We start from the raw sequence: 20,657 nt of genomic DNA, 5'->3' as shown, positions 1-20,657 counted from the left end.
AACGACGAGAGTCCGCCGCCATGTACGAGCTGTCCCGGGTCCGCCTCTACTCCATCGGGCCTGCCGGTGCGCGCTACGCCGACACCGTGCTTGACCTGCGCGGAGTCGGCGAGCCCGTGCCCGACCCCGCACCGGCCCAGGCGGAGTTCTTCGAGGAGGAGCCGGTCGGTCCGCCGCGCCGCCCCGCCCCCGCCGGCGTGCTCTTCCTGGAGAACGGCGGCGGCAAGTCGGTGCTGCTGAAGCTGATCTTCTCGGTGATGCTGCCCGGCCACCGCAACACCCTCGGCGGCGCCAGCTCCGGCGTGCTGCGCAAATTCCTGCTCGCCGACGACTGCGGGCACGTCGCCCTGGAGTGGCAGCACACCCTCACCGGCGAGTGCGTGGTCGTCGGCAAGGTCAGCGAATGGCGCGGCCGGCAGGTCTCCAACGACCCCCGGAAGTTCGCCGAGGCCTGGTACTCCTTCCGGCCCGGCCCCGGCCTCGGCCTCGACTCCCTGCCGGTCGCCGAGGCCACCTCCGTACGCCGCCCCGCCGAAGGCGTGTCCGGCGCGCAGGGCAGGCGGCGCACCATGAAGGGCTTCCGCGACGCCCTGACCGAGGCGGGCAAGTTCTACCAGCACCTCGATGTGCACTGGGAAGAGATCCACGACCGCTGGAACGAACACCTCGGAGACCTCGGGCTCGACCCCGAACTCTTCCGCTACCAGCGCGAGATGAACGCCGACGAGGGCGAGGCCGCGGGCCTCTTCGCGGTCAAGAAGGACTCCGACTTCACCGACCTGCTGCTCCGCGCCGTCACCGACACCCGCGACACCGACGGCCTCGCCGACCTGGTGAGCGGCTTCGGCAACAAGCTGGGCCGCCGCGCCGAACTGACCGCCGAGCGCGACTTCACCGCCGGCTCGGTCGACCTGCTCGGCAGGATCGTGGAGGCCGCCGGCACCCGTTCCCGCACCCGGGACATCCACGCGGGCGCCGAGCGCCGCACCCGTACGCTCGCCCGCAGGCTCTCGGCCCGCGCCCGCGAGGAACGCGGCCGGACCGCCGAGCTCGCCCAGCAGGTGACGGGCGCCGCGCACACCGTCACCACGGCCGAACAGGCCCGCGGCCGCAGCGCGTCGATCGCCGCCGAACTGGCCTACCGGCACGCCTCGCTTGCCCTGACCGCGGCGGAGAAGGGCGCCGCCGCCCAGCGCCGCGAACTGGTCGACGCCCGCACCCTGCACTCCGCCTGGCAGGCCGCCGAGGCCGTACTGCGCCACCGCGCCGCCGCCGACCGCTCCGCACGGGTGGCCGTCGCCATCCGCGAGGCCGAGCGGGACGCCGCGCCCGCGCTCGCCGCCCGCGCCAGGGCCGCCGCCGACCTCGTACAGGCACTGCACACCGCCGCCGAGGCCGGCGAGACCGTCGCCAACGAGGAGGAGGAGCGCTCCGACACCCTCCAGAGCGCGGGCGAGACCGCCCACCGGGACGCCACCACCGCGGCCACCGAGGCCCAGCGCGCCCGCAGCGAGGCCGGACACCTGCGCCAGCGCCTGGCCGAGGTCGAGCAGGAGACCGCGGAAGCGGTACGGGCCGGCTGGCTCGACGACACCGCGCCGGACGCCGACCCGGCCCGCGCCGCCCTCGCCGCCAGCGACGCGGAGCAGTCCTCCGTCGCCGCGTGGGACACCGCCAGGGAGGCAGCCCGCTCGGCGGCCGACGTGGCCAGGGAGGCCGCGGCCGCCGAGAGCCGTGCCGAACTCGCGGCGGCGCGGGCCGCCGACGCCGCACAGGCCGCGGACCAGTCGTACGAGGCCGAGCTCAGGGCCGCCGAGTCGATCGCCGCCGACCACCGGCTGGCCGACCTGCTGGGCCTGCCCACCGCCCCCGGCACCGGCGTGCCCCGCCCCCGCCGGGGCGCGGCCAAAGCGGACCAGGACGGCGCCGAAGACACCGGGACCGACACCGGCAACGGCCCGGCCACCCCGGACCGACAGCTCGCCGCGGAGTCGAGCGGCCGGGCGGGCGAGGGCGTCCGGCCGGCCCACGGCGCACCCACCGTCACGGCGGAACAGGACTCCACCCCCGAACAGCCGCTCACCGCCCAGGAGCTCGACCGCAGCGCCGACGAACTGCGCGAGCTGCTCGACCGGTCCATCGCCGCCGCGGAGCGCCGCCTCTTCGAACTGCGCACCGCGGCCGCCGACGACTCCCGCATCCTCGGCGCCCTCGGCGACGGCGGACTGCTGCCGCCCGGCCCCGACGTCCTCGCCACCGTCGAGTACCTCGGGGAGCACGGCATCCCCGCGCTGCCCGGCTGGCGCTACCTCGCCCAGGCCGTCGACCCCGCCGACCACGCGGCCGTCCTCGCCGCCCGCCCCGAGCTCGTCGACGGCGTGGTCATCACCGACCCCGACTCGCACGCCCGCGCCCGCGAGGTCCTCGGCGGCGCCGCTCTGCTGCCGCGCTCCGCGGTCGCGGTCGGCACCGCCGCCGCGCTCCTCGCCCCCGTCCCCGCCGCCGGCACCGGTTCGGCGGCGAGCACGGAAGGCGTGTTCCTCGTCCCGCCGAACCCGGCGATGCACGACGAACTCGCGGCCGACGAGGAGCGCCAGGCGCTCAGGAGCCGGACCGCCGCCCGCGACGAGGACATCCGCACCCTCGCGGCCCGCCTCACCGCCGACCGTTCGCTGGCCGCCCGCATCGGCTCCTGGCGGGCCGACTGCCCGCCCGGAATGCTCGACGAACTGGCCGGGGCCGCGCGTACCGCCCGCACGGCGGCGGAGACCGCCGGGGCCGAGCTCGCCGAGGCCCGTACGGTGCGCGCCGAGGCGGACGAGGCCGCCGCGGACACCGCCCGCGTCCGTGAGGAGCGCCAGGAGGCCGCCCAGCGGGCCCGCCGTGCCGCCGACGCCCTCGCGGGTCTCGCGTACCGGCTCCGCGAACGCGCGGGCTGGCAGGTGAGGCTCCGCGAACTCGTCGACGAGGCGGCCGAGTCCGAAGCCCGTGCCACCGTCTGCCTGGAACGCGCCCGCGCCGCCGACGAGGACCGCAGGGCCGCTCAGCGCGCCGCCGACGACGCCCGCCGCACCGCCCGTGCCCTGCGTGCCGAACGGGCGGAGATCGCCGGCGCCCCCGAGCACCTCCCGGAGCCCGAGCACGACGGTCCGCGCCCCGCGCTCCCCGCGCTGCGCGAGGCGTACCGGGCGGCGTCCCAGCTGTACGAGAAGGTCGGCGTGGGCGCCGACCTGCGCGCCGAGCAGGCCCGCGCCGAGAGCGACGAGAGCGCCGCCCTCGCCGAACTGGACCGGCTCACCAACAAGGTCCGCACCCGAGCCGCCCAGCTCCTCGAAGGCACCGACGGCGCGGACGGCCCCTCCCGGCAGGCGGCCGCCGCCCGCGCCGAGTCCCTGGTCCAGCTCCTGGAGACCCGGGCCTCCACGGCGAGCGAGCAGCTGGGCCGGCTCCGCGGCGAGGCCGAGCGCCTGGCCCCGGCCGACGGGGAGCCCCACCACACGGAGCTCCCCGAAGAGCTGGTCCCCGCCGACGCCGACCGGGCCCAGACCCTCCTGCGCACCGCCACGGCCGAACTGGCCGCCGCCACCGCCACCCTGGACACCGCCCGCGCCGCCCACGCCGAGCTGCTGCACGCCCACCGCACCGCCGAGGACTCGGCAGGCGGCTTCGACGAGACCGCGGCCCTTCTGCGCGACCTGCTCCGGGACCACGGCGCGGACGACGACACCGAGGCTCCCGAGCCGTATCCGGGCAGCCTCGACGAGGCCCGGCAGTCCGCCGCCGAGGCCCGCCGCTCACTGCGTGGCTGCGCCACCGACCTGTCCGCCGCGGAGGGCGCGGTACGCGAGGCGAGCGACGTCCTCGTCCGGCACGCCAACTCCACGCGTTACGAACAGGTCCGTACCCCCGCCCGTCAGCAGATCCGCGAGCTGCCCGCCGCCGCGCTGCCCGAGCACGCCGAGAAGTGGGCCGCGGCCTTCGCGCCCCGGCTGAGGGTGCTCACCGACGAGCTGGCCCAGCTGGAGCGCAACCGCGACTCCATCGTCGACCGGCTCCGCGGCCTCGTGGAGTCCGCGCTCACCACCCTGCGCTCCGCCCAGCGGCTCTCCCAGCTCCCGGAAGGACTGGGGGAGTGGTCGGGCCAGGAATTCCTCCGCATCCGCTTCGAGGAACCCGACCAGGCGACCCTCACCGAACGGCTCGGAGAGGTCGTGGACGAGGCGACCCGCGCCGCGCTGAAGAAGAACTCCGACCTGCGCAGGGACGGCATGTCCCTGCTGCTGCGCGGTGTGCAGGCGGCGCTGGAGCCCAAGGGCATCGCCGTGGAGATCCTCAAGCCGGACGCGGTGCTGCGCGCCGAGCGTGTTCCGGTCGGGCAGATGGGCGACGTCTTCTCCGGCGGCCAGCTGCTCACCGCCGCCATCGCGCTGTACTGCACGATGGCGGCGCTGCGCAGCAACGACCGGGGTCGTGACCGGCACCAGCACCGGCACGCGGGCACGCTCTTCCTCGACAACCCCATCGGCCGTGCCAACGCCACCTATCTGCTGGAGCTCCAGCGCGCGGTGTCGGACGCCCTGGGCGTACAACTCCTCTACACGACCGGACTGTTCGACACCACGGCGCTCGCCGAGTTCCCGTTGGTCATCCGGCTGCGCAACGACGCGGATCTGCGTGCCGGACTGAAGTACATCAGCGTGGAGGAGCATCTGCGCCCCGGCCTGCCGCAGCAGGATCCGAACGGCGAGACGGTGCACGGCGAGATCACCGCCACCCGCATGTTCAAGCGGGCCACCGCGTCTCCCGACACCGGCCGCGCCACCGGATCTCCCGACACCGCCCCGGCCCCCGCCGACGAATAGGCGCGGACAAGCGCGGGACGCGCAAGGACGCGCGGCAATACCCGAACACGCGCCGCGGGGACATGCGCGGTCGGGAAGGGAAGACGCGAGAACGGGGGGCGAGCCGCGGGACGGGCCGGCAGGACGAGCACACCTGCTGCCCGACGGCGCTCGGGCCGACGGCGGCCTGAGCCCCACGGCGCTCAGGCCCCACGGCGCTCAGGCCCGAGGTCGCTCGGGCCCGACGGCGGCCCAGGCCCGGGTGAGGCGTTCCGCGGCTCAGGCCCGCGAAAGGCTCTCCGCGCCCCGGCGGCGTATCCGCGCCTCGTCCCGCTGCGCGGTCCGCGCCGCCCGGCGCGCCCTGCGGCGCTCACGGCGCAACTGCCGCGCCGAACTGCTCGGCACCGAAACCACGCCGTTGCGCTGGTTCCAGACCTGCCGGGTCACCCACACGTCCAGCACCGACCAGGTCGCGACCACGGTGCTGCCGACACTGCTCAGCACCATCGGGAAGGCCAGCCAGGACCCGGCCAGCGTGCACAGGAACGCCACCATCGCCTGGATGATCGTCAGCGACATGATGAGAACGGCACGCACGGCGGACCTGCGGACCGGGTCAGGCATCCTCCGCCGTGTCGCGGGCTCTTCCACCCACAGCTGCTGGCGCGGGATCTTCGCCCCGCCCACCGCCGAGTTGGCCGACGCGGCCGGTGCCGACGGCACCGCGCCCCGACGCTGTTCCGTCTTCAAGGCTCTCAACTCCCCACCACTGTCCGACTTCAGGGTTGCTGCCCGGCATGCGCCGTTTCTACGCGGGCGGATCGGACCGTCCTGCCTCACGACCCCTGCCCCGCGTCGCCACCCCGTGGATCGCGCAGCGCGAACCACCACCATGATCCCGCCTCACCGGCCCCGGCTCTCCCCGTGTCACCCCTGCCCCGTACAGAGAGACGAGTGAACGGCCGCGAAGATTCCCCCGAACCGTCGTGAAGCGAAGGATTCCAGCCAACTGCCCCAACGAACAGAATGAAGCCCTGCCAGGTCTCTTCTGCCGCTTTCGCGAATTTCATTGCCAGGAATACCAGGACAACCCATGACCAACACCGGACAGCGCGGCCGAAAATCGTCCGGACGTCCCTTCGAGTTGCTACTCCGTCAGTAGTAGGCTCGCGCCGTTTATTGACGGAACACGACCCCCGCCCCCGCGGGGTCGAGCTGGGGGAGTCCATGCGCTTTCGCGGAAAGTCCATCCGCAGGAAGATCGTGGCGTTGCTGCTGGTGCCGCTCATCTCCCTCATCGCGCTCTGGGGATTCGCCACTTTCCTGACGGGGCGCGAGGCCGGTCATCTGCTGAGCGCCGGCACTCTGGTGGAGAAGGTCGGTCATCCGCTGGAGGACACCGTCCGGGCCATCCAGAACGAGCGCCGCCAGACCCTTGTCTTCCTCGCCGACCCCAGGGCCTCCAACGCCCTTCCGCTCCTGCAGCGCCAGCGAGCCGCCACCGACCGGGTCCTCGCCGGTGTCAAGGACAGCGCCCGGCAGGAGGACATCCGCGACGCGCTGAGCTCCGACGACGACACCCAGCTGAATTCCATCCTCGGCACGGTCGAGGGCCTCGGCGCGCTCCGCGAATCGGTCGACCGGCGCAGCATCGACCGCTCCAAGGCGATGGAGTTCTACGGTCGCCTCATAGATCCCTGCTATCGCTTCCTGACCGGACTCCGCACGATGGAGAACGTGTCGATGGACAAGCAGGTCCGCGCACTGGTCGGCATCTCACGAGCCCGCGAAATGCTCTCCCGCGAAGACGCCCTGGTCGCCTCGTCGCTCATCGCCGGACGGCTCACCGCCGCCGAACTGCGCGAGATATCCGATCTCGTGGCCAATCGAAAGCTGCTCTACGAGATCAACGTGGACGCGCTTCCCGCCTCGGAGCGCCAGCGCGTGGAGCGGTACTGGGCGAGTCCGGACAGCGAACCGCTGCGGACAACGGAGAAGGCCCTCATCGAGGGCGGCCCCACCCAGGACCCGCGCGTCGTCGACGCCGAGCGCTGGCAGGAGACCGCCCCGCCGGTACTGGAACGGCTGGCCAACGACTCCACGGAGATGAACAACCGCTTCCAGGACCGCGGCAAGCCCGCCGGCTACAGCGTCCTGATCAAGGCCGGCATCGCGGGCGTCCTCGGCTTCCTCGCCCTGATCGCCTCGGTGTTCGTATCCGTACGCATCGGCCGGGAACTGATCCGGGACCTCTCCCGGCTCCGCAAGGACGCCCACGAGGTCTCCGGCGTGCGGCTGCCGAGCGTGATGCGCCGGCTCGCCGCCGGGGAACAGGTCGACGTCGAGACGGAAGCCCCGCACCTCCAGTACGAGCGGGACGAGATCGGCCAGGTCGGCCAGGCCCTCAACACCCTGCAACGCGCGGCCGTCGAGGCCGCCGTCAAGCAGGCGGACATGCGGCGCGGCGTGTCCGAGGTCTTCGTCAATCTCGCCCGCCGCAACCAGGTGCTGCTGCACCGGCAGCTGACGCTCCTGGACACCATGGAGCGCCGCACCGAGAACACCGACGAACTCGCGGACCTCTTCCGCCTCGACCACCTGACCACCCGCATGCGACGCCATGCCGAGGGCCTGGTGATCCTCTCCGGTGCGGCTCCGTCCCGCCAGTGGCGCAAGCCGATCCAGCTGATGGACGTGGTACGGGCGGCGGTCGCCGAGGTCGAGGACTACGAACGCATCGAGGTCCGCCGACTGGCCCGGATCGGGGTGGGCGGCCCCGCCGTCGCCGACCTCACCCACCTGATCGCCGAACTCCTGGAGAACGCGACCGTGTTCTCGCCCCCGCACACCGCGGTCCAGGTGCTCGGCGAACGCGTCGCCAACGGCTTCACCCTCGAAATCCACGACCGCGGCCTCGGCATGGCGCCCGACGTCCTCCTGGACGCCAATCTCAGGCTCGCCGAGACCCCTGAGTTCGAGCTGTCCGACACCGACCGGCTCGGCCTGTTCGTGGTCAGCCGTCTCGCCCAGCGCCAGAACGTCCGTGTGTCGCTGCAGACCTCTCCGTACGGTGGCACGACCGCCGTCGTCTTCATCCCGGCGGCACTGCTCACCGACGCCCCGGACACCCACGGCACCGGGTTCCGCCTCGACCGCCGGGCCGAGCGGGCGATCGGCAGCGGTGGCCGGGCGGCCGGCGACGCCCCCGGCAGCGGCCAGGACCGCAGGGACGGCGCGGCGGACCGCCGGGCGGGCGGCAGGCCCTCCGTTCTCGCCCCTGTTCCTACCGGCCTGGTCGACCCGGCCCTCCTGGACGGGCCCGTAGAGCTTGAAGGGCCCGTCGAAGCATTGGCCTTCGAGGGCGACGCCGTGCTCGACCCGCTGCTCGAACCCCTGCTGGGCGGTGCCTCCGACCTCGACGACACCGAGAGCGAACGCGGCGGCATCTTCCGCTCCCGTGACCTCCGGCGCGACGCCGACCGCGAACAGCACCAGCAGGCGACGGACCAGGGCGCGGACGCGCAGGCCGGCGTACGGCCGATGCGCCCGGGCGGTCCGGTGCCGCTGCCCCGCCGCAAACCGCCGACCCTGGTCACCGACAACGGCCGCCGGGTCGACGAAGCGGGCCGCACTCACCCCACGGCCGCCGGGCGGGACGCCCCGCAGGGCCCGGAGGGGTCCGACACCGGCTCCATGCCCACCGAACCCCGGCAGCCCACCGGCTTCCGGAGACCCACCGAGCCCGCCACACCCGAGCAGCCCGCCCCATCCGGGGCCCCGGGCCCCCGGGAGACCATCGGAGGTCTGCCCCGCCGCATCCGGCAGGCCAGCCTCGCTCCGCAACTGCGCGAGGACTCGGCCGTCCGCGATCCCGAACCGGCCCGTACGGAACCGGACCAGGACTTCGAACGTGATGCGGAAGAGGTGCGCAGCCGCATGGCTTCGCTCCAACGCGGCTGGCAGCGCGGCCGTCGGCAGAACGCCGAGGACCTGACCGGCCCCGGTGAAACAGCACAAGGAACCACTCCGGGAGGGGACGGTCGATGACCGCACCGAACGTCGCAGCAACCAACGCCGCACGCCAGGGCTCCGGCCAGCTCAACTGGCTCCTCGACGAACTCGTCGAACGTGTCGCCAGCATCCACAAGGCGCTGGTGCTCTCAAGTGACGGCCTCGCCACCGGCACGTCGAAGGACCTGACCCGCGAGGACAGCGAACATCTGGCGGCCGTGGCCTCCGGATTCCACAGCCTGGCCAAGGGCATCGGGCGGCACTTCGAAGCGGGCCGGGTCCGCCAGACCGTCGTCGAACTCGACGAGGCGTTCCTCTTCGTCACGGCGGCCGGTGACGGCAGCTGTCTCGCGGTGCTGGCCGACGCCGACTCGGACGTCGGCCAGGTCGCGTACGAGATGACGCTGATGGTCAAGCGCGTCGGCGCCCACCTGGCCAACGCACCCCGGACGACCGGTATGTCCGCCGGGGGGTGAGTGGACGGTGAGCGCTGACTCCTCCAGATCTCCGGCAACGCCCACCGACCCGCAGGCCTCGCGCTGGTACGACGCCGATGCGGGACCGGTGGTCCGTCCGTACGCGATGACCCGGGGCCGAACCAGCAGCGCCTCCCGCCATCGTCTCGACCTGATCGCGATCGTCGTCCCCGAACCCGAGGCCGACGACCCCGGCCGGGACCAGACGCTCTCCCCGGAACACGTGGAGATCGTCGAACTCTGCAGTGGCATGCCCCAGTCGATCGCCGAGCTCTCGGCCGGCCTGGACCTCCCCGTCGGGGTGGTCCGGGTCCTGGTCGGCGACCTCGTCGAGGACGAACTGGTACACGTAACCCGTCCCGTTCCGCCGGCCGAGCTGCCGGACGTGAACATTCTTCGCGAGGTGATCAATGGCCTTCGGGCGCTCTAGCCGCAGGAAGCGGCCCGTTGAGCCCGTTACCCTGAAAATCCTGGTGGCGGGCGGATTCGGAGTGGGCAAGACGACCCTGGTGGGCGCGGTCAGCGAGATCAGACCGCTGCGCACGGAGGAACGGCTCAGCGAGGCGGGCCGTCCGGTGGACGACCTGGCGGGCGTGGAGGCGAAGACCACCACCACGGTGGCCATGGACTTCGGCCGGATCACCCTGCGCGAGGACCTGGTGCTCTACCTCTTCGGCACCCCGGGGCAGGACCGCTTCTGGTTCCTGTGGGACGAGCTGGCACAGGGCTCGCTCGGCGCCGTCGTGCTCGCGGACACCCGGCGGCTGGAGGACTGCTTCGCGGCGGTCGACTACTTCGAACGCCGGGCCATTCCGTTCACCGTCGCCGTCAACTGCTTCGAGGGGGCCGACGAGTTCCCCGTCGAGACGGTGCAGGCGGCGCTGGACCTCGACCCGGAGGTTCCCGTGCTCATGTGCGACGCGCGCGACCGCGGCTCGGTACGGGACGTACTGGTGAACGTCGTCGAGCATGCCGTGGCCCGTGCGGAAAGCGTTCGCGAGCCCGTCGTCACGTAACGGCGGTGCCGCGCACGACACGGCCCGTACCCCCGCCGACCGGGGTACGGGCCACGCGTCGTCGTCTCACCGGGCGGTGAGTCCTCTCCCGCTGCGACGGACCGTCAACACTCCTGGCAGCACCCGTTCTCGGCGAGCCACTCGGCGGCGATCGTGGCCAGCTCCCGGTCGCGCCCCGCCAGCATCATCCGGATCATCTGCACGTCGCCGCGGAGCGACCAGGCGGGATGCCCGAAGGTGGCCGGATTGTTCTTCTCGATCAGGAAATGCGCGGGCCAGGCGGTCGAGTATCCGATCAGCGGCAATGCTGCCAGGTACCGCTTGCGCCCCCGTGCCAGACCGTAGGCGCTGACCGCGAGCCCGGTCAGGGTGCCGGTCAGATGCACCCACCGGGTGGCGGCCCTGGAGTGCATCGCCACGTAGTAGGGCCAGAACTCCTCGTAAGAATCGAACTTCTGCTGTGACATACGGGCACCGTAGTGGCTCGGACCGCAACCGGAAACGGCTGATCCGCGTCGGAGAAGTAGAAGCGGACGGCCGGGGCCCACGGGGGTGGTCCCGGCCGTCCGCTTTCCCGCGCCGGCGTCAGTGGCCCGCGACGGAGCTCCGGGCCACCGGGAAGTCGAAATAGGTGTCCGGGAACAGTTCGGGCTTGAAGGTGTAGTGCCACCATTCCTCGGCCAGATTCACGAAACCGACGCCCGTGAGCGTCTTCTTCAGGAATTGCCGATGGGTGCGCTGCTCGCCCCGGATGCGAGGGTCGTCGGTGTGGGAGAGCGTGTCGAAGCAGTCGAAACCGGTTCCCATGTCCACGGAGTTGTCCGGGAACCGCTCGGCCGCGGACGCGTAGCAGGGCACCTGCGGGTCACCCGGCCGGTACGGCGGAGTCGGCGCGGCCGGCAGCCTCACCAGCGTCAGATCGACCGTGCTGCCGCGGCTGTGCCCGGACTTCTCCGCGATGTACCCGTCCGCGAACAGCCGCGTCTTGTCGACCCGGGGGTAGAACTCGCCCTTCATGGTCTCGTCGTCGAGGTCCTTCGCCCAGCGTACGAAGTGGTCCACGGCCCGCTGCGGCCGGTAGCAGTCGTACACCTTCAGCGAGTAGCCCCGGCGCAGCAGCCGGGTCTGCGCGTGGTGCAGCGCCCGGGCCGCGGGCCGGGTCAGGATGCAGAGCGGATCGCGGTAGCCGTCGACCGGGACGCCCATGAAGTTGTGGGCGGTGGGGTAGCGCATCTCCTGGATGATCGTCGGATCCACCGAACTCAGCGCCACGAACTCGTCGGGCGCCTTCGGTCCGGTCCTCGCACCGGCGGCCGGGGCGGTGGCGGTGACGGCTAGCAGGGCGGCGGCAGCGGCCGCCAGGACACGGAAAGCGGAAGCAAGACCTGTCATGAGCACATAATCCAGCAGTACGGGGAAGTCCGCCGGAGGATCCGGTACAGTCCGCGCGTGTCCGCACCCAGGAGCAACCCCGAGAAACCGGCCGAGGACTCGCACTGCGGCAGCTGCGGAGCGCCCTGGACCACAACCGTCACCTGGCCCCGCACCTGCACGGCCTGCGGCAGCACCGCCTACCGCAATCCACTGCCGGTCGCCGTGGCCCTCCTTCCCGTCACCGACCGGGACGGCACCGGCCTCGTGGTGATCACCCGCACCGTCCCGCCCCACCCGGGCGGCCTGGCCCTACCCGGCGGCCACATCGACCACGACGAGGACTGGAAACACGCCGTCGTACGGGAACTGGGCGAGGAGACCGGCATCGCGGCCGACGAACGGGACGTCCGCCTCGCCGACGCCCTCAGCGCCCCGGACGGCCACCTGCTCCTCTTCGGCCTCCTCCCGGAACGCCCGGCGACCGCGCTCCCGCCCTCCCGGCCCACCGACGAGACGGCCGGCTTCCGGCTGCTCCGCACACCCACCGAGCTGGCCTTCCCCCTGCACACCCACGCCGTCCGCACCTGGTTCGACGGCGGCTACCGCTGACCGGCCCGGCGGCCCTGTCACCCACTGCCGACCGGCCCGCCGCTCTGCCGCACACTCGAACCGGCCGGACGGCTCCGCCACTCGCTGCCAACCGGCCCGGCGGCTCCGCCACTCACCGCTGACCGGCCCAACGCACCGCCGCACACTCGAACCGGCTACAGACCACGCACCCGCACCGGATACGCCACCGCCCCCTCCTCATCCTCCCGGCCCTCCCGTTCGACCACCACCCGCCCGTCCACCAGCCGCGACGTGTACCGCTCTACTTCCGCCCGCTCCCAGCCGTCCCCGGCGTCCAGAACCACCAGCCCGCTCCCGCTGCGCCCCGCCGCCGGAGCCCACACCTCCAGCTCCACACCACCGTCCGCACCCCGCACCGGCAGCACCGAACCCGCCCGCGCCAGCACCGGCACCCGCGACAGCGGCGCATCGAGCAACACCTGACCCGGCCCCTCGTACACCTCACCGGTCACCGTGTCGTACCAACGCCCCCGGGGCAGCCGCACCGCCCGGCGATCCGCACCGGGCTCCAGCACCGGAGCCACCAGCAGCGCGTCGCCCAGCAGGAACGCGTCCTCGCACTCCCGCAGCGCCCGGTCCCCGGGCGCACGCCACCACAGCGGCCGCACGTACGGGGCGCCGGTCAGCCCGGCCAGCCGCGACAGCGTCACGAAGTACGGGTGCAGCCGCTCCCGCTCCGCCAGCACCGCCCGCGCGTGCTCCAGCACCCGCGGCCCGAACTCCCACGGCTCCCGCCGCCCCGCGTCGATCGCCGCATGGGTACGGAACAACGGCAGATACGCACCCAGCTGGAACCACCGCAGGTACAGCTCCGGCGACGGCGACCCGTCGAACCCGCCCACATCGGGCCCCGAGTACGGCACCCCGCACAGCCCCAGCCCCAGCACCAGTGCCAACGAGGCCCGCAGCCCCGGCCAGCCGGTCTCCACATCACCGGACCAGGTGCCCCCGTAACGCTGCATCCCCGCCCAGCCGGAACGCGAGAACAGGAACGGACGCTCCTCGGGGCGCAGCCGGCACAGCCCTTCGTACCCGGCCCGCGCCATCGCCAGCGCGTAGACGTTGTGGGCCTCGCGGTGATCACCGCCGCGGCCCTCCAGACAGTGGCGCGCCGACCTCGGCAGCGACGGATCACCGAACGCCGCGAACGACACCGGCTCGTTCATGTCGTGCCACACACCCGAGAACCCCTGCGCCAGCCGCTCCTCGTACAGACCGCCCCACCACTCCCGCACCCGCGGATCGGTGAAGTCCGGGAACACACACTCGCCCGGCCACACCTCCCCGCGCACCAGCCGCCCCCGCGCGTCCCGGACGAAAGCGCCGCGTTCCCCGACCGCCGTCCCCGCGTCGAACACCGCGTCCCCCGGCTCCACCGCGACCGCGGGATCGACGATCGACACCAGCCGCACACCGTCCTCCCGCAACTCCTTCGCCAGGCCCGGCAGATCGGGGAAGCGCTCCCGGTCGACCGTGAACACCCGGTGCTCGTCGTAGTGGTCGATGTCCAGATGCAGTACGGACAACGGCAGCCCGCGCTCCCGGTACCCGGCGACGACCCGCCGCACCTCCCGCTCGCTCCCGAACCCCCACCGGGCGTGCTGCGGACCCAGTGCCCAGGACGGCGGAACCGCCGGAGCACCCGTCAGAGCCGTCCAGCCCTGCAGCACCCGGGCCGGCCTGCCCGCCACCACCCAGCAGCGCAACGGCCCCCCGTCCATCCGTACCTCGCACATCCCGGGCCGGTCATGACGCGAACCCGCCCCCTCCTCGCCCTCGCGCAACGTCACCCGCCCCGACCAGGTGTTGTCGTGGAACACCAGATGAGCCCCCGCGTCACAGACCACGAGCTGCACCGGCATCGTCAGATACAGCGGATCGTCACCCGGACCGAAACGCCCTCCCGGATCGGTGTTCCACAAGCCGTACACACCGTCCCGCAGCCGCGGCCCCGAGGCCCGGCCTCCGAGCCCGAAGAACCGCGCGTCCGCCGGAACCTCGGAACGCTGCACCCACCGGGCACCACCCCCCGCCACCGGCTCCCACCAGCGCGGCGGCAGCTCGCGCCGGAGCACCGCCCCGCCCGGAGTACGCAGCTCCACGGCCCCGTGCCGCGACACCGCGACGGTCAGCCGCTCCGACACCACCTGCCAGCCACCGTCCTTGTCCGGCTCCAGCACGGCCCGCGGATCCGGCTCGGGCGCCGCACCGGGCAGCGCGTACGACGGCAACGGCTCCGCCCCCACCACGAGACCGGGCACCCGCGCCCGCTCCGCACCACGCCGGGGCAGCGCCCGCGCGTCCGCACCGCGGCGCCGCCAGGACGAGCGCACCGAGCGCAGTCCCCGCACCGAACCGACCAACTTCACCGAGCGCACCAGGTCACGACCGTCCATGCAGCTCAGCCTGCCATCCGGCGAGGCGGACGAGGGCCCCGTTCAACTTCCGTTCACCGTGGCCGGACCACATGTCCGGACACACGGGCATGGGTGGGGAACCCTGGTGCGAAAGACGATCACATGGCATCGTCCGTAAAAGCCGTCTCACGCGCACACCCCAGCACGTGTGCGCGGACCCACGCCCATCCCGCGTACCCGTACAGCCAGGGAGCCGCCCCATGACCGCAGCAGCCAACGAAGCCCCCCTCTGGCAGCCCGGCCCCGACCGCATCGCGGCCGCCGCCGTCACCCGCTTCCAGAGCTGGGCGGCCCAGCGCTACGGAGCCCCGGCCGAGGGAGGCTACCCGGCGCTGCACCAGTGGTCCGTCGATGAACTCGACACCTTCTGGCAGGCCGTCGCCGACTGGTTCGACGTACGGTTCTCCACCCCGTACGAGACCGTCATCGCCGACCGCACCATGCCCGGCGCCCAGTGGTTCCCCGGCGCCACCCTCAACTACGCCGAGCACGCGCTGCGCACCGCCGAGGACCCCCTGCGCGCGGACGCCCCCGCCCTGCTCCACGTCGACGAGACCCACACCCAGATCCCCGTCTCCTGGTCCGAGCTCCGCCGCCGGGTCGGCTCGCTCGCCGCCGAACTCCGCGCCCTCGGCGTCACCCCCGGCGACCGGATCAGCGGCTACCTCCCCAACATTCCCGAGGCTGTCGTCGCCCTCCTCGCCACCGCCGCCGTCGGAGGCGTCTGGACGTCCTGCGCCCCGGACTTCGGCGCCCGCAGCGTCCTCGACCGCTTCCAGCAGGTCGAACCCGTGGTCCTCTTCGCGGTCGACGGCTACCGCTACGGCGGCAAGGAACACCACCGCGCCGACACCGTCGCCGAACTGCGCCGCGAACTCCCCACCCTGCGCGCCGTCGTCCACATCCCGCTGCTGGGCACCGAGGCCCCCGAGGGCGCCCTCGAATGGTCCGCCCTCACGTCCGCCGACACCGAGCCGGTCTTCGAACAGGTCCCCTTCGACCACCCGCTCTGGGTGCTCTACTCCTCCGGCACCACCGGGCTCCCCAAGGCGATCGTCCAGTCCCAGGGCGGCATCCTGCTGGAACACTTCAAGCAGGTCGGCCTGCACTGCGACCTCGGCCCCGAGGACCGCTTCTTCTGGTACACCTCCACCGGCTGGATGATGTGGAACTTCCTCGTCTCCGGCCTCCTCACCGGAACCACCCTCGTGCTGTACGACGGAAGCCCCGGATACCCCGACGTCAGCGCCCAGTGGCGCGTCGCCGAACAGACCGGAGCGACCCTCTTCGGCACCTCGGCCGCCTATGTCATGGCCTGCCGCAAGGCCGGTATCCACCCCGGCCGCGACCTCGATCTCTCGCGCGTCCAGTGCGTCGCCACCACCGGCTCCCCGCTCCCGCCCGACGGCTTCCGCTGGCTCCACGACGAGATCGACGCCGACCTGTGGATCGCCTCCGTCAGTGGCGGCACCGACGTCTGCAGCTGCTTCGCCGGCGCGGTCCCCACCCTCCCCGTACACATCGGCGAACTCCAGGCCGCCTGCCTCGGCACCGACCTCCGCTCCTGGGACCCCGCGGGCGAGCCGCTCGTCGACGAGGTCGGCGAGCTCGTCGTCACCGCACCCATGCCCTCCATGCCCATCCGGTTCTGGAACGACCCCGACGGCAGCAGGTACCGCGACAGCTACTTCGACATGTACCCCGGTGTCTGGCGCCACGGCGACTGGATCACCATCACCGGACACGGCTCGGTCGTCATCCACGGCCGCTCCGACTCCACCCTCAACCGCCAGGGCGTAAGGATGGGCTCCGCCGACATCTACGAGGCGGTCGAACGGCTCCCCGAGATCCGTGAATCCCTCGTCATCGGCCTCGAAGAGCCGGACGGCGGTTACTGGATGCCGCTCTTCGTCCACCTCGCCGACGGTGCGCGGCTCGACGACGCGCTGCGCGACAGCATCAAGCGGACCATCCGGGAGAACCTCTCCCCGCGCCACGTCCCGGACGAGGTCATCGAGGTCCCCGGAATCCCGCACACCCTCACCGGCAAGCGCATCGAAGTCCCGGTCAAACGAATCCTGCAGGGCACGGCCCTCACCAAGGCGGTCAACCCCGGCTCGATCGACAACGTCGAACTCCTCCACTTCTACGAGGACCTCGCCCGCAAGCGTCACTGACCGTCTCCGGGCGCCCCGTTGTCAGTGCCTCTGATTACTCTGAGTGAGCAATGATCGACAGTGCACTTGGGGGAGTCATGGCGCACATCAGGAACACCGGGGACAGCAGGCACGGCAGGCCCGGCGGGTACCGCCGGTCCGGCACAACCATGCGACGCACGCTGCGCCGCGAAGCACCCAGCACCATCGGCCTGCTGGCCGACGAGCAGGACTTCGCGGCGATGCGGCGCTACCGCACCTTCACCTTCGACGACCACACCGTCTATCTCCAGCAGGTCGAAGTCCTGCTGAGGTCCCTCTCCGCACAGGGCGTGCACGCCACGGTCGCGCTCTTCGACCCCGAGGAGTACGCGGAGTACTGCGCCGAATCGGGACTCGCTCCCGACGCCCCGGCCAGCCGCAGCCGCTTCACTGCCGAGATCGCCTCGGCCGGCGCCACCGTCGCGTACGCCGGACAACCCATCGACACCCTGATCCCGCTCCTGGTCAGCCGGGCCGTCCGCCGGGCCACCTGGGAGTACGCCACGGTGATCCTGGCCGGCCTCGGCGAATGCGCGGACTGCGGCAAGGACGTCGGCCAGGCCGCCTTCGACCGGGCCTCGCACCTGCTGCTCCGCATGCTGGAGACGGCCGGCCAGGGCACCCACCACCTGGTCTGCAGCACTCCCACCGACAACGAGAACCTGCTCGCCGTCCTGCACACCGCAAGGGACAGCACCGGGCCGGCCCGGCTCGAAACGCAGGAGGGGGCGGAGTTCGTCACGGTGCTCGCCGTGGGCATCGCCCTCGAAAGGCCCGGGGGAGTCGTGCTCCGGACGAGCCGCCCCGGCGCCCAGGACCGGGTGCACGGCTGGCGCCTGGCCCGCGGCGACCTGGCCCCGCTCAGCGCCGGTGAGGTCTTCAGCGCCTACTGCACCGACGCCGACACCGGCGAACCGGTCGCCCCGGAGTCGAACGTGGAGTACTGCGCCGGCTTCGACCTGGGCGCGGACGAACCGGAGTCGCACCACTGACAGGCCGAAGGGGCTTCCCCGCCACCACAGGCGGGGAAGCCCCTTCACCCAACTACGCCGCGGGACTACTCGCCCGACAGCACCGCCTGAGCCGCGACCCGCGCCTCCTCGGCGGAGTCCGCCGCACGAGCGGCGGAAGCGGCACGCTCGCACTGCGCGAGCGTGTACTTCGCCAGCGTGGCGCGGACATAAGGAATGGACGCGGCCCCCATCGACAGCGACGTCACACCCAGCCCCGTCAGGACACAGGCCAGCAGCGGATCGGAGGCGGCCTCACCACAGACCCCACAGCTCTTGCCCTCGGCCCTCGCGGCCTCCGCCGACAGCGCGACCAGATCGAGCAGTGCCGGCTGCCACGGGTCCTGCAACCGCGACACCGCTCCCACCTGACGGTCGGCGGCAAAGGTGTACTGCGCCAGGTCGTTGGTCCCCAGCGAGAGGAACTCCACCTCCCGCAGGATCGAACGCGCCCGCAGCGCGGCGGACGGAATCTCCACCATCGCACCGAACTTCGCCTGCAGACCGGCCTCACGGCAGGCATCGGCGAAGGCCTTGGCATCCGCACGGTCCGCCACCATCGGCGCCATGACCTCAAGGTGGACCGGCAGTCCCTGGGCCGCCTTCGACAGCGCGGTCAACTGGGTACGCAGCACATCGGGGTGGTCCAGCAGACTCCGCAGCCCGCGCACACCCAGCGCCGGGTTCGGCTCGTCCGCCGGAGTCAGGAAGTCCAGCGGCTTGTCGGCCCCGGCATCCAGCACCCGTACGACGACACGCCCCTCGGGGAACGCCTCCAGCACCGCGCGGTACGCGGCGACCTGCTTCTCCTCGGACGGCGCCTGCTTGCTGTCGTCGAGGAACAGGAACTCGGTACGGAACAGCCCAACGCCCTCCGCACCGGCCTCGACCGCCGCCGGTACGTCGCCGGGCCCGCCGACGTTGGCGAGCAGCGGGACCTTGTGACCGTCGGAGGTCGCACCCGGCCCCGACGTGGCAGACAGTGCGGCCTTGCGCGCGGCGGCGGCACTCTCCATCTCCGCACGCTTCTCGGCACTCGGCTCGACGAAGATCTCACCGGTGCTGCCGTCCACGGCGATGACCGTGCCCTCGGCCAGCTCACCGGCACCGGGGAGCGCCACGACGGCGGGCACCCCGAGCGCCCGCGCGAGAATCGCGCTGTGACTGGTGGGCCCGCCCTCCTCGGTCACGAAGCCGAGCACCAGAGCCGGGTCGAGCAGCGCGGTGTCGGCGGGCGCCAGGTCCCGAGCGATCAGTACATAGGGCTCGTCGCTGTCCGGCACACCGGGCATCGGCACCCCGAGCAGCCGGGCCACGATCCTGTTGCGTACGTCATCGAGGTCGGCGACGCGCCCCGCCAGGTACTCCCCGGCGTTGGCGAGCAGCGCCCGGTACGCGGCGAACGCGTCGTAGACACCACGCTCGGCGGTGCTGCCGACGGCGATACGCCGTTCCACGTCCGCCATCAGCTCCGGGTCCTGGGCCATCATGGCCTGGGCCTCAAGTACGTGCTGAGCCTCGCCACCGGCCAGATTGCCGCGCGCGATCAGGTCGGCCGCCACGGCCTCCACGGCCTGCCGGGCGCGCCCCTGTTCGCGCTCGGCCTCCTCGGCGGGGATCTGCTTGGCCGGCGGTTCGAGCACCGCCGTACCCATATGACGCACCTCGCCGATCGCCACCCCGTGGCTCACGCCGACGCCTCGCAGCGTTGTCTCCATGTCACCCGTCTCCGGTCGTGCGGCGGCCGGTGCCTCCGCGGTGGATATCCAGTCGGCTGTCATCGAGCCGGGCTCGTCACTGCCAGCCGAACAAGGTGTCGCCGACCTTCACGTCGCCGTCCTCGCGGACGTCGGAGAGGGATTCGGCGGTGGCTTCCAATGCGACGACCGGGCACACGGGCGACTTGCCGGCCGCCTCGACGGCTGCGGGGTCCCAGCGCACGATGCCCTGGCCACGCGTGACCGTGTCCCCCTTGTTCACGAGCAGCTCGAATCCCTCGCCGTTGAGCTGAACGGTGTCGATGCCGAGGTGCGTGAGCACCCCGTGCCCGGACCCGTCCACGACGACGAAGGCGTGCGGGTGGAGGGAGACGATGATGCCGTCGACCGGCGACACCGCCTCGGAAGGCTCGCGCACGGGATCGATGGCGGTTCCAGGACCCACCATCGCGCCGGAGAAGACCGGATCCGGTACCGCGGCGAGCCCGATGGCACGTCCGGCAAGAGGGGACGTCACAGTGGTCATGGGGAACCTCCCAGGGGTGGAGCTTGATCGGCGCCGTCACAGCCTGCGGGCGACGGCGTGCTGCTCAGCAGCGTAAGACATAGGAAGTCCCGGTTCCGCCCGAGTCCTGGCGGTTCGCGGCCCTAGAGGCATACCGGAAGGGATTTGCCTCGCCTCTCGGCGGCCTGTACTGTCGTACTCCTGCCTGGCCCCAACGCGACTTTGAGTCGGGGGTCGGCGGCGACTTTTAAGCCCTGACTCTAACCCGGCCTCGGCACCTGCATGCCTGCAGGGGCTGGTCAAGGAAAGCGAAAAGAGCTGATAGAGTCGGACTCGCCGGAAAGGGAAACGCGAAAGCGAAGAACTGGAAAGCGAAAAAGCAGGATCCCGCTTCGACCGGGAATCGGACACGAAAGAGTCTGATAGAGTCGGAAACGCAAGACCGAAGGGAAAAGCCCGGA

14 protein-coding genes are annotated in these 20,657 nt (G+C 72.3%); 8 read left to right on the top strand and 6 right to left on the bottom strand.

What is annotated here, in order from left to right; translation table 11 throughout:
* Window positions 1–20 precede the first annotated feature (20 nt).
* Complete coding sequence (locus AADR41_RS30670) at window positions 21–4,862, top strand: hypothetical protein (protein WP_342284781.1); 4,842 nt, start codon at window positions 21–23, stop codon at window positions 4,860–4,862.
* 258 nt (window positions 4,863–5,120) lie between these two features.
* On the opposite strand, the gene AADR41_RS30665 is transcribed toward AADR41_RS30670, so the two are convergent.
* Window positions 5,121–5,591 carry a hypothetical protein gene (locus AADR41_RS30665; protein ID WP_446751131.1) on the bottom strand — a complete coding sequence of 157 codons (471 nt, stop codon included), beginning with the start codon at window positions 5,589–5,591 and terminating at the stop codon, window positions 5,121–5,123.
* 477 nt (window positions 5,592–6,068) lie between these two features.
* Between AADR41_RS30665 and AADR41_RS30660 the strand changes: the two genes are divergently transcribed.
* From AADR41_RS30660 to AADR41_RS30645, 4 genes are read left to right on the top strand one after another with little or no spacing between them, the layout of a single operon-like run.
* Window positions 6,069–8,888 (top strand): nitrate- and nitrite sensing domain-containing protein, encoded by a 2,820-nt coding sequence (locus tag AADR41_RS30660; RefSeq protein WP_342284779.1) that lies wholly within the window; start codon window positions 6,069–6,071, stop codon window positions 8,886–8,888.
* Window positions 8,885–9,328, top strand: coding sequence for a roadblock/LC7 domain-containing protein (locus AADR41_RS30655; RefSeq protein WP_342284777.1), 444 nt, complete (start codon window positions 8,885–8,887; stop codon window positions 9,326–9,328). The genes AADR41_RS30660 and AADR41_RS30655 overlap by 4 nt, the downstream gene beginning before the upstream one ends.
* A 7-nt stretch (window positions 9,329–9,335) precedes the next feature.
* Entirely contained in the window at window positions 9,336–9,758 is a 423-nt protein-coding gene (locus AADR41_RS30650; protein WP_342284775.1) for a DUF742 domain-containing protein, read from the top strand.
* Window positions 9,739–10,344 carry a GTP-binding protein gene (locus tag AADR41_RS30645; protein ID WP_342284773.1) on the top strand — a complete coding sequence of 202 codons (606 nt, stop codon included), beginning with the start codon at window positions 9,739–9,741 and terminating at the stop codon, window positions 10,342–10,344. The genes AADR41_RS30650 and AADR41_RS30645 overlap by 20 nt, the downstream gene beginning before the upstream one ends.
* A 104-nt stretch (window positions 10,345–10,448) precedes the next feature.
* Here the strand turns inward: AADR41_RS30645 and AADR41_RS30640 are convergent, their stop codons facing one another.
* Window positions 10,449–10,811, bottom strand: a complete 363-nt coding sequence (locus AADR41_RS30640) for a DUF962 domain-containing protein (protein ID WP_342284770.1) — start codon at window positions 10,809–10,811, stop codon at window positions 10,449–10,451.
* Window positions 10,812–10,929: 118 nt separating this feature from the next.
* Entirely contained in the window at window positions 10,930–11,736 is an 807-nt protein-coding gene (locus AADR41_RS30635; RefSeq protein ID WP_342284769.1) for a M15 family metallopeptidase, read from the bottom strand.
* A 57-nt stretch (window positions 11,737–11,793) separates the two neighbouring features.
* On the opposite strand from AADR41_RS30635, the gene AADR41_RS30630 reads away from it, so the two are divergent.
* Window positions 11,794–12,327 (top strand): NUDIX domain-containing protein, encoded by a 534-nt coding sequence (locus tag AADR41_RS30630; protein ID WP_342284768.1) that lies wholly within the window; start codon window positions 11,794–11,796, stop codon window positions 12,325–12,327.
* Window positions 12,328–12,482: 155 nt separating this feature from the next.
* Here AADR41_RS30630 and AADR41_RS30625 read toward each other — a convergent pair whose 3' ends face one another.
* Window positions 12,483–14,744: a glycoside hydrolase family 31 protein gene (locus tag AADR41_RS30625; RefSeq protein ID WP_342284767.1), complete on the bottom strand. Its 2,262-nt coding sequence runs from the start codon at window positions 14,742–14,744 to the stop codon at window positions 12,483–12,485.
* Window positions 14,745–14,965: 221 nt separating this feature from the next.
* Between AADR41_RS30625 and AADR41_RS30620 the strand changes: the two genes are divergently transcribed.
* Window positions 14,966–16,942, top strand: coding sequence for an acetoacetate--CoA ligase (locus AADR41_RS30620; RefSeq protein WP_342284766.1), 1,977 nt, complete (start codon window positions 14,966–14,968; stop codon window positions 16,940–16,942).
* A gap of 77 nt (window positions 16,943–17,019) precedes the next feature.
* Window positions 17,020–17,955: a hypothetical protein gene (locus tag AADR41_RS30615; RefSeq protein WP_342284764.1), complete on the top strand. Its 936-nt coding sequence runs from the start codon at window positions 17,020–17,022 to the stop codon at window positions 17,953–17,955.
* A gap of 65 nt (window positions 17,956–18,020) precedes the next feature.
* On the opposite strand, the gene ptsP is transcribed toward AADR41_RS30615, so the two are convergent.
* Together ptsP and AADR41_RS30605 are read right to left on the bottom strand one after the other, a co-directional pair.
* Window positions 18,021–19,691, bottom strand: a complete 1,671-nt coding sequence (gene ptsP, locus AADR41_RS30610) for a phosphoenolpyruvate--protein phosphotransferase (RefSeq protein ID WP_342284762.1) — start codon at window positions 19,689–19,691, stop codon at window positions 18,021–18,023.
* Between the two features lie 76 nt (window positions 19,692–19,767).
* A complete protein-coding gene (locus AADR41_RS30605; RefSeq protein ID WP_259933446.1) occupies window positions 19,768–20,217 on the bottom strand; it encodes a PTS sugar transporter subunit IIA in 450 nt (149 codons plus the stop codon).
* Window positions 20,218–20,657: the final 440 nt, after the last annotated feature.

The sequence above is a fragment of the Streptomyces sp. CLV115 genome, from assembly GCF_038448545.1.
Lineage (GTDB): Bacteria > Actinomycetota > Actinomycetes > Streptomycetales > Streptomycetaceae > Streptomyces > Streptomyces sanglieri.
Note: the sequence above shows the minus strand (reverse complement) of the source record. Positions and strands in the feature narration are given on the sequence as shown.

Excerpts from the sequence above, each read along its gene's own strand:
- AADR41_RS30620 (WP_342284766.1), top strand. The coding sequence starts at position 14,966 with ATGACCGCAGCAGCCAACGAAGCCCCCCTCTGGCAGCCCGGCCCCGAC.
- AADR41_RS30640 (WP_342284770.1), bottom strand. The coding sequence starts at position 10,811 with ATGTCACAGCAGAAGTTCGATTCTTACGAGGAGTTCTGGCCCTACTAC.
- AADR41_RS30625 (WP_342284767.1), bottom strand. The coding sequence starts at position 14,744 with ATGGACGGTCGTGACCTGGTGCGCTCGGTGAAGTTGGTCGGTTCGGTG.
- AADR41_RS30645 (WP_342284773.1), top strand. The coding sequence starts at position 9,739 with ATGGCCTTCGGGCGCTCTAGCCGCAGGAAGCGGCCCGTTGAGCCCGTT.
- AADR41_RS30655 (WP_342284777.1), top strand. The coding sequence starts at position 8,885 with ATGACCGCACCGAACGTCGCAGCAACCAACGCCGCACGCCAGGGCTCC.
- AADR41_RS30615 (WP_342284764.1), top strand. The coding sequence starts at position 17,020 with ATGGCGCACATCAGGAACACCGGGGACAGCAGGCACGGCAGGCCCGGC.
- AADR41_RS30635 (WP_342284769.1), bottom strand. The coding sequence starts at position 11,736 with ATGACAGGTCTTGCTTCCGCTTTCCGTGTCCTGGCGGCCGCTGCCGCC.
- AADR41_RS30660 (WP_342284779.1), top strand. The coding sequence starts at position 6,069 with ATGCGCTTTCGCGGAAAGTCCATCCGCAGGAAGATCGTGGCGTTGCTG.
- AADR41_RS30605 (WP_259933446.1), bottom strand. The coding sequence starts at position 20,217 with ATGACCACTGTGACGTCCCCTCTTGCCGGACGTGCCATCGGGCTCGCC.
- AADR41_RS30670 (WP_342284781.1), top strand. The coding sequence starts at position 21 with ATGTACGAGCTGTCCCGGGTCCGCCTCTACTCCATCGGGCCTGCCGGT.
- ptsP (WP_342284762.1), bottom strand. The coding sequence starts at position 19,691 with ATGGAGACAACGCTGCGAGGCGTCGGCGTGAGCCACGGGGTGGCGATC.